Annotated in this window: 4 protein-coding genes and 2 pseudogenes; 4 read left to right on the top strand and 2 right to left on the bottom strand. The window is 55.3% G+C overall.

Annotation, left to right across the window (positions count from 1 at the left end; translation table 11 throughout):
- Positions 1–103: 103 nt before the first annotated feature.
- A complete protein-coding gene (locus WX88_RS06565) occupies positions 104–1,525 on the bottom strand; it encodes an FAD-binding oxidoreductase (RefSeq protein ID WP_046243494.1) in 1,422 nt (473 codons plus the stop codon).
- A gap of 87 nt (positions 1,526–1,612) precedes the next feature.
- Positions 1,613–2,646, bottom strand: a pseudogene (locus WX88_RS06570) (LacI family DNA-binding transcriptional regulator).
- A 448-nt stretch (positions 2,647–3,094) separates the two neighbouring features.
- On the opposite strand from WX88_RS06570, the gene WX88_RS28605 reads away from it, so the two are divergent.
- The 4 genes and pseudogenes from WX88_RS28605 (at position 3,095) to WX88_RS06590 (ending at position 9,862) form a co-directional block, all read left to right on the top strand.
- Positions 3,095–4,429, top strand: coding sequence for an SDR family NAD(P)-dependent oxidoreductase (locus WX88_RS28605; RefSeq protein WP_046243495.1), 1,335 nt, complete (start codon positions 3,095–3,097; stop codon positions 4,427–4,429).
- Positions 4,430–4,625: 196 nt separating this feature from the next.
- Positions 4,626–6,699, top strand: a pseudogene (locus WX88_RS31330) (outer membrane protein assembly factor BamB family protein).
- Positions 6,700–6,940: 241 nt separating this feature from the next.
- The gene (locus WX88_RS06585; RefSeq protein ID WP_316932311.1) at positions 6,941–8,227 is read left to right on the top strand and encodes a 3-keto-disaccharide hydrolase; all 1,287 of its coding nucleotides are present in this window, start codon (positions 6,941–6,943) and stop codon (positions 8,225–8,227) included.
- 387 nt (positions 8,228–8,614) lie between these two features.
- Positions 8,615–9,862 (top strand): glycoside hydrolase family 5 protein, encoded by a 1,248-nt coding sequence (locus WX88_RS06590; RefSeq protein WP_046243496.1) that lies wholly within the window; start codon positions 8,615–8,617, stop codon positions 9,860–9,862.
- Positions 9,863–9,985 lie beyond the last annotated feature (123 nt).

Consider the following 9,985-nt stretch of genomic DNA (forward strand, 5'->3'; position numbering starts at 1 on the left):
TTACTTCAACCAACAAATAAGCCCCGTTGCAGCTAGGTCGCAACGGGGCTTAATAAAGGCGTAGCGCGGCGCAGATACGTGCCAGCACCACTTTCTCCACATCTTAAAAAATCTTGCCAGGGTTGAGGATACCGTGGGGGTCAAATACCTGTTTGATGCCGCGCATCAACTCCAGGTTGGCTTCGGCCAGCGCAATGCCGATGTAGCCTTTTTGCACTAGCCCGATGCCGTGCTCACCGGAAATAGTGCCGCCGAGTTTCACGCACAGCTCGAATATTTCGGTGATGGGCTGGCGCAGGCCCACGTTCCACATCTCGTTATCCAGGTCGCCGCGGATGATGTTGACGTGCAGGTTGCCATCGCCGGCGTGGCCGTAGCACACGCTTTTGAAGCCGTAGCGGGCACCTATTTCCTTCACGCCTTTCAAGAGTGTGGGCAGTTCGGCCCGCGGCACCACGGTATCCTCCTCCTTGTAGACGGAATTGTAGCGCACCGAATTGCCGATGTTGCGGCGGATGCGCCAGAGCTCGTCTTTCTGGCCCGCAGTGTCGGCCAGCAGGATTTCGCCCACGTCGTAGCGCTCCAGCACGCCGTACACCTGCTCGGCTTCCTTGTATAGCTGGTCCAAATCCTGGCCGTCGAGCTCAATGAGCAGGTGGGCATGAATGTCCTCGGGCAGCGTGAGCGGGATTTTCAGGTAGTCCGAAGACCAGGCAATGGCCTCGCGCTCCATAAATTCCATGCCCGAAGGAATGATGCCGGCCCGGAACACGGCCGAAACCGCCTCGGCGGCCTGCTCTATCTGCCGGAAGGGCACCAGCATCAGAATATTCTGTTGGGGAAAGGGTAAGAGGCGGAATACCACCTTCGTAATAATGCCCAGCGTGCCCTCCGAGCCCACCAGCAGCTGGGTCAGGTTATAGCCAGTGGAATTTTTCAGTGTATTGGCGGCCGTCCAGATGATGTCGCCGGTGGGCAACACCACTTGCAGGTTCAGCACGTAGTCGCGGGTTGTACCATATTTCACGGCTTTGGGGCCGCCACTGCTGTGGGCCAGGTTGCCACCCAGCGAGCAGCTGCCCTTGCTGGCTGGGTCGGGCGGGTAAAACAGGCCCACTTCCTTCACAGCGTTCTGAAAAGCTTCGTTCACCACACCCGGCTCCACGGTAGCTTGCAGGTTGCGCTCGTCAATCTCCAGAATGCGGTTGAGCCGCTCGGTGCTCAGTACCACGCCGTGGTGCAGGGGAAGGGCTCCGCCGCTGAGCCCCGTCCCGGCTCCGCGAGGCGTCACCGGAATGTGGTGTTCGTGACACAGGCGCATAATCTGGCTGATTTCTTCGGCATCGGCCGGGCGCAGTACCACATCGGGCGCGAAGTGCAGGTCTTCGGTGTGGTCGCGGCCGTAGTCGGCATAGGCGTCAGCAATAGCCGCGGCTTCGGCGCGCTGCGCCGTGAGCACGTGCGCCGGGCCTACAATGGCTTCAAACGCAACAAGTAATTCGGGGGTAAGGGCGTTGAAATTCATCAGCGGGAAAACAAGTACAATAGTTTACTTTGGTAATTGGGCACCAAGTTAAGCCGACTTCAGGTGCTTGAGTTAGGAGTTGTTTAACTAAACTGCCGACGGCTGCTTTTTCATAGAAGACTCCCGAACAATAAGCTCCGCGTCAAAAATCCGGGTTTCCGGCTCGGTAGGCGAATCGCCTTCGAGCTGCGCGAGCAGCAAGCGAACGGTTTCCTGGGCCATCGCCGGAATAGGATGCGCCATGCTGGTCAGCGTGGGTGAGAACAAGGCAGCCGAGGGCTCATTGTTGAAGCTGACCAGAGCCAGCTCTTCAGGCATACGAATGCCCTGCTGCTTCAACGTGAGCATGGCGGGGTAGGCAATGCGGTTGCTAGCCATAAGCAGGCCATCGGGGGAGCCGGCAAATTCATCAGGCGGTTGGTTTGGGTGCGGGCGTCTTCCGGGGTCAGGTCGCAGTGCAACATGTAGGCATCATTTAGCGGCAGTCCGTACTGGACCAGTGCGGCGCGGTAGCCGAGCAGGCGCTGATTGCTGATGAGTAGATTCGGAGGCCCCGCCAAAAAACCAATGCGCCGACACCCTTGCTCAATCAGGTGCTCGGTAGCCCGATAAGCGGCGCCTTTATCGTCGATAATTACCTTCGAGGCGTTGATTTCATCGGCATAGCGGTCGAAGAGCACCAGCGGAAAATTGCGGCGGGTCAGGCGGGCAATGTGTTCATAGTCGGTGGAGTCGCGGGCTACCGACAGCAGGAAGCCTTCCACCTGCCCCCGCAACAGGTTCTGAATATTGATGATTTCGCGCTCGTGTGACTCGTTGGATTGGCACACGAGCAGGCTGTAACCAGCTGCAAGGGCGGCCTCTTCAATACTGGCGAGCATGGCCGTGTAGAAGTGGTAGCTCAGATTGGGCATGAGCACGCCAATGGTGCGGGTGCGGCTGTACAGCAGATTTTTGGCTAACTGGTTGGGCTGATAGTCAAGCTCGGCAGCCAGCCGCTGCACCGCCGCGCGCGTCTCAGCCCGCACCTCGGGCATATCGCGCAGGGCGCGCGACACAGTAGAGATGGAAACGTTCAGCGTCGCGGCAATGGCCTTGATGGTGACGGGGGTATTTTTCATGCACAACAAAGTAAGCCCAATTGACCAATAATAGGTACTGCCACGGGGCTGGTTACTGTGTCCGCCGTCTAAAAATCGGGATTCTTTCCGGGCAACCGCATCACGAATTATATCTTTTTAAGAAACGCTAGCTGCCTTTTTTCTCTTTGCAAACCTTTCCGGTAACGATTGCACAAAAAAACTGGCTACAAATATTGATTTCCGCTAAATATTTCGCCTACATTGGTCATCGTTAAAGCCAGGCAAGCATCTCGGTCAGCCTTGGCATGAGTTGAACTATTTTAACAAAGCCCCCACGACAGACCACTACCAAGACGGTGAGCTTTCGATAACAATACTCGCTTGCTACGGTGCCGGGTATGGGCCATTCCTATCGCCCCTTTTTCATTAAGCAGCCCGCCGCCACCCTTCCCGCTTCCAAACGTTTTTCCCACCCACGTTTTCTTCTTTGCGTTTTCTCAATCAATCCGCCCTCGTTACCGGCGCCAGCCGGGGCCTCGGCAAAGCTCTGGCCCTGCGGCTGGCCCAAGAGGGCTGCGCTGTGGTGGTGCACTACCACCTCAACCAGCCCGAAGCCGAGGCCGTGGCCGACACCATCCGCACCGGCGGTGGCACGGCCCATGTGCTACAGGCTGACTTGCAAGACTTGGCCCAATGCCAGCAGCTCGGCCAGCAGGCCTGGGAGCTCACCGGTGGCCTCAGCATTCTGATTAACAACGCGGGGGTGTCGTACAAGCGGCATTTCCTCGACCTCACTGAAGCTGACTATGACATCTTCACCGACGTCAACTTCCGGGGCACCACGTTTCTGACGCAAGCCGTGGCCCGCCGGATGGTGGCGGCGAACACGGCCGGCAGCATCTACACCATCACGTCGGTAAATGCCCTGCGGCCCGGGCTGGGCCTGAGCCTGTACGGCGCCACCAAGAGCGCGCTGGAAACGCTCATGAAGGGCGTGGCCCTGGACCTTGCCCCCCACGGCATCCGCGTAAACACGGTGGCCCTGGGTGCCATCGAAACCGACATGACCCGCGAAGTCTGGCAGGACCCAGAACGGCTGCAAACCGTGAGCGGAGGCATTCCGCTCGGCCGCCTGGGCCAGCTCGGCATCCGGTTGCTGTGCTACAATTTCATGGCGACGGGCTGGTACCGCACTTCCACCACCGTGCCGGAGCGTGGCGCCCTGGTCAGTGGTTTCGATACGGCCGTGGCCGACCGCCTGCCGCTCACCGAACACGGCGTGATTCCGGCCGAAGCTATTTGGGCGAACTATGCCTACTTCCTGGCGCGGGTGCTGCCGCACGCCGAGCGGGCCGGCGTGCGGCTGGCCCTGCACCCCGACGACCCACCCGTGCCCAGCCTGCTCGGCATTGGGCGCATCTTCACCTCGACGGCGGCCATACGGCGCGCCTTGAGCCTAGCCGATAGCGCGGCTCACGGCCTCACCTTTTGCCAGGGCACCTACACCACCATGGGCGAGGACGTGCCGGCCCTGGTGCAGGAATTTGGGGCGCAGGGCCGCATCCACTTCGTGCACGTGCGCGACGTGGTCGGCCACGCCGACAGCTTCCGCGAAACTTTTCCCGACAATGGCCCCACCGACATGGCCGCCGTGTTTCGGGCCTACCAAGCAGTGGGCTTCGCCGGGCCCATTCGTTCGGACCACGCCCCCACCATGGCCGGCGAAAGCAACGCCCAACCGGGCTACGAAGCCAAGGGCCACCTATTCGGCATCGGCTACATGAAAGGCCTCATGGACGCGCTGGGCATCAGCAGCGAGTAGGGCCAGCTGGCACTACAAAGCGGTGCCATTTAGAAATGGGGCTCGGAACCAGCAAGCCGTAAGATTTTCAACCATGCCATCCATGAAAGCTTCAAATCGGGCAATTCTCGCTATTGTGAAAGGTTTTGTTGCCCTGTCATTCCCCCTTATTCTGTCGGCTCATTTGACGGGCTGTAATGCCGGGAAAGCATCTAAAATTCAGGAAGCTATTACCAGGAATACGCCATCAACGAATTGGGACAAGTACAATGGCGATGGCGCGAGAAGTCATTTCACAAAGTTGGGTCAAATCACCAGGGAAAATGTGGGCCGGCTAAAGGTGGCCTGGACGTACTCATCCGTTGGCGCGGATTCGGTGCTGGAGGGCACGCAAATGCAGTGCAACCCGATAATAGTCGACGGCATATTATACGGGGTATCGGCTAAAACGCAGGTTTTCGCGCTGGATGCCGCCACCGGAAAAGAGCTGTGGAAAACCGAGATTGTGGATAACGGGGGCACTACCAGCCGGGGAGTAACTTACTACACCGATGGCAAGGCAAAAATTATTTTTTTTGGCGCGGGCCAATGGCTGTACGCCATCAATGCCGAAACGGGCGAACTTAGTCAGACATTTGGCAACCTGGGTAAGATTGATTTAAAAGCCGGCATCAACCGGCCCCATGCCGATGATTACGTCGTGTCCAACACGCCCAATACGATTTTTAAAATCTCATTATTGTCGGCACGCGGGTGGCAGAAGAAGAAAATGCGCTGTTAGGAGATATACGAGCATTTAATGTGTACACTGGCAATTTAGCATGGACCTTTAAAACGATACCCGAGCCCAACCAGCCGGGCTACGAAACCTGGTCGCCCGCTAATCCTCGGGAGCGAATCGGAGGGGCGAACTCCTGGGCCGGCATGGCCATTGATAGGAAACGGGGCATCGTTTACGTGCCCACTGGCTCGGCCGCGTATGACTTTTTTGGTGGTAATCGCAAGGGTGACAACCTCTACGCAAACTGCTTGCTGGCGCTGGATGCTAGCTCAGGCAAGCTGTTGTGGCATTACCAATTGGTGCACCACGACATCTGGGACCGCGACCCTTCGGCGCCGCCCAACCTGGTGACCGTAATTAATAAAGGGGTTAAAACCGATGCCGTGGCGCAAATCACCAAACAGGGGTATGTATTCGTATTTGATAGAGTTATCGGTAAACCGTTATTCGAAATTCTTGAGACAAAGACGCGTCAAGATGCCATAAAAGGCGAATACCCGAGTCCTACTCAACCAGTACCGTCGAAGCCCACGCCATTCACGCGTCAGTCCTTTACGGAAAAGGATTTCAACCCCTTTGTGGCCGACCGGGACTCTATGGTTAAGCTGCTGCGCGCCGCGCGGCACGGCAGCGCCTACATCCCGCTGGGCCGGGAGATGACTATTTTCTTCCCTGGCACGGACGGCGGCGCCCAGTGGGGTGGCGCGGCAACCGACGAAGAAGGCACGCTTTACGTACCGGCCAAACAGATTCCGGTGTACACGACGCTGGTAGATGTGGAAAAAAGAACAACCAATGCCCCCGTGACCAGCACTGCCTTATTTATCAGCCGCTGCGCTCCTTGCCACGGGGCTGATGGCAAGGGAAACCACGACGGCTCGTACCCTTCGTTGGCTAATATCGATAAAAAATATTCGCAAGCGCAGGTGCTGCAACTGCTCGAAAAAGGCCGGGGCATGATGCGTTCTTTCTCGCACGTGTCGCTCGAAGAAAAAACGGCCATCGTCAACTACGTGCTGAATAAAACTGGTGCCAGCACGCAGGTCAACAACACTGAACCCCAAGAGGAAAACCCGGACAAATCACCTTATCAGCACACGGGGTACAACCGCTGGTACGACCGCAACGGCTTTCCGGTGAGCAGCCCGCCGTGGGGCACGCTGACGGCCATCGACCTGAATTCGGGGGAACAAAAGTGGCAGGTGCCGCTGGGCGAGTACGAAAGCCTGACCAAAAAAGGGATTCCCCCCACAGGCACGGATAATTACGGCGGGCCTTTGGTGACCTCCAGCGGGCTCATTTTTATTGCGGCCAGCCGCGATGCCAAATTCCGGGCTTTTGACAAGGTCAACGGCAAAATATTGTAGCAAACCGAGTTGCCCGCCGCCGGGTATGCTTCGCCCAGTTCGTATACATCAAAGGCAAACAGTACGTGGTCATTGCTTGCGGGGGCGGCAAGCTCAAGTCCAAATCCGGCGACAAGTATGTGGCTTACTGTCTAGAAAAGTAGGGCGCGTCATCACCTGGATTCGCCGCAGCTGATGGCGTTGGGAAGTAGCAAACTGGCGTCAGCAGCCGATTGGAAGCCAGCAGTTGTCATCTGCCCTTTTCCTGTGCACCCCAATTGCGCGTGTTATCGGATAAAAAGCAGATGCCAAATTTCACCTTCACTACGCCCCTACTCGCAATTACTCCCTGGTAATCAGCACTCGTTGACAGACGCTAGCTAGCAACTCCTTGCATCTCCACTAATGAAAAAGATTACATCTTTAGCTGCCTGTGCTGCCCTGGGCGCACTGACTCTCCTCCAACCCCGACCTGCCACCGCAAAAACGACCGATGCCTGGCAGAACCTGTTTGACGGCAAAACGCTGACGGGCTGGAAACGCGTGGCCGGCACGGCCGAATACAAAGTGGAAAATGGCGCCATCGTTGGGACCACGGTGTTGGGGACGAACAACACCTTTCTGGTGACAGAGAAGGAATACGGCGACTTTCAGCTGGAGCTGGACGTCATGCTGGAAAAAGGCGGTAGCAACTCGGGAGTGCAGACGCGTAGCCATTTCGGCACCCCGGGCTTCGAGAATAAAGTCTACGGCCGACAAGTAGACCTTGACCCTTCGGACCGCAGTTGGTCGGGGGGCGTGTACGACGAAGCCCGCCGGCTGTGGCTCTACCCCCTCGATTTAAATCCGAAGGCCAAACCACTCTTCAAACTAGGGCAGTACAACCACCTGAAAGTTGAATGCATTGGCAACGAAATGAAGACTTGGCTGAACGGTACGCCCGTGGCTTACGTGGTCGACCCAATGGATGCCCAGGGCTTCATCGGCTTGCAGGTGCACGCCATCAGCACCAAAGAGGAAGAGGGCCATAAGGTCTACTTCAAAAATATCCGGATTAAAACAACCGACCTCAAGCCGAGTGCTTTCTCTGCGGATGTTTACGTGGTCAACCTTACACCCAACGCACTGACCGCTCATGAGAAACAGTATAAGTGGAAGCTGCTATTTGATGGGGAATCGACGGCGGGCTGGCGCAGCGCAAAGGGCACAGCCTTCCCCACCGCAGGCTGGCAGGTGGCCGATGGCATGCTGAGCGTGCTGCCGTCGGAGGGCAAAGAATCGGCCAACGGCGGCGACATTGTTACGAAAGACAAGTACAAAGCCTTCGATTTGTCTTTCGAGTTCAAGCTGTCGGCAGGCGCCAACAGCGGCGTGAAATATTTTGTGACCCTGGCTGAAAAGAGCGAAGGTTCGGCCATCGGCCTGGAATATCAGATACTCGACGATGAACTGCACCCGGATGCCAAGCTCGGCCGCGACGGCAACCGCACCCTGGCCTCGCTGTATGACTTGAAGAAGGCGGGAAAGGACCCACGCTTCGTGCACAAAATCGGGGAATGGAACATCGGACGCGTAATTGTGTACCCCGACAACCGGGTGGAGCACTACCTGAACGGGACCAAGGTACTGGAATACATACGGGGCTCTCAAGAATTTAAAGACCTGGTAGCCCTTAGTAAATATAAGATATGACTAAGCTTCGGCGAGGCGCCAACCGGGCACATTCTGTTGCAGGACCACGGCAACCAGGTTTCTTTCCGCAGCCTCAAAATTAAGGAGTTAAAGTAGTCTCTCTTACCACGCTGCAGTCTACTTCGATAGCAAACGCATGTCGTGCTTTTTTCAGTCCATAGGACTTGTCAAGGGCCGGCCTACTGGTAGGCCCAGTAGCCGCGAAAGGGTTCTGCAAGCCAGCAATTATGCCCGCGTTGGGGTGATGGGTTTAGTTGACCACCGCACCAATACACGCGGGCCCGGCTCCCAGAATCAGTGTACTAGAAGTAATTTTCGGCGCGGCCGCAATAATGCCCGGCCAGTCCAAACTTTCTTCAACTACACTTTTCCTTAATTCGACAGTCAATGAAAAAGGCCATACTATGCACAATGCTCCTTTTGTTATCCACTTGTATTTCTCACGCTCAATCAGTTAAGCCTAAGAAAGGATTTGTTCGCGTAAGCGGTCAGGACTTAATCAAACCCAATGGCGAAAAGCTTTTTATAAAGGGAATAAATTTAGGTAACTGGCTTAATCCCGAAGGATATCTACTTCTCCTCAAGAATTCAGCAAATTCTTACCGGTTAATTGATGAGGCTTTCAAAGAAATGGTTGGGGAAGCCGTCACAGATGATTTTTGGCGGGCATTCCAAAAAAACTACGTGACCCGGCAGGACATACGATATATCCGCAAAACGGGGATGAACACCGTCCGATTGCCCTTTCATTATAAGCTACTTACCGACGAGCCGTACATGGGCTACTCTTCTAAAAAACATGGCTATGCCGTATTAGACTCGGTGGTTGCCTGGTGCCAACAAGAGGGGCTTTATGTAATACTCGATATGCACGACGCCCCCGGCGGCCAAACCGGGACAAATATTGATGACAGCTATGGCTATCCATGGTTATTCGTTACCGAAAAGCATAAGCAGCAATTTTGTCAAATCTGGCGGGACGTTGCCAAGCGGTATGCCAAAAACACCACTGTACTGGCCTACGATTTACTCAACGAGCCTATTGCATCCTCTGCTTTCCCACAAGACACCGCCATGCTCAATACGCGTCTGGATACGCTATTGCGGCGGGGAACCAAGGCAATCCGGGAGGTAGACAACAACCATATTGTGATGCTAAGCGGTTCTTTTTGGGGGCAGGATTACTCTATTTTTAAAGATTGGAATTACGATGATAAGCTGATGTTCACCTGCCATCGTTATCATAGTGATACAACGGAAACCGGAATTAAGGATTTTCTAAATTATCGCACCAAGTTCAACCGGCCTTTCTACATGGGGGAAACGGGCCACGAGCCCGACCAATGGATTGCTGGTTTTTGCCGGATGTTGGAGCGGGTTAATATTGGCTGGACTTACTGGCCGTACAAAAAGATGGGAAACCCAACCAGTATGCTCAACATCAAAGAGCCTAAAAACTGGAAGTTAATCCTTGATTATACTGAATCAGACAGAAGGTCTTTTAAGTTCATACAAGAGAAAAGGCCCAAGCAGCAATTGGTAAAGGAAGCCATGGATGAGTTAATCAGCAATATGCAGCAAAGAAATTGCGGTATAAATGCTGGCTACATTAAGGCATTAGGAATGAAGCCGTAGTGAAAATAATCAACAAGAATTTTTCTACACACAAGCTAACACAATAAAACTCAATCTGGACTCCTGGCTCCTGTGTATGCTTCCCTAAACAGAGAGCCAGTCAGAAGTAGAGAGAAGCGTATT

The sequence above is a fragment of the Hymenobacter terrenus genome (assembly GCF_000972495.1).
Taxonomy (GTDB): Bacteria; Bacteroidota; Bacteroidia; order Cytophagales; family Hymenobacteraceae; genus Hymenobacter; species Hymenobacter terrenus.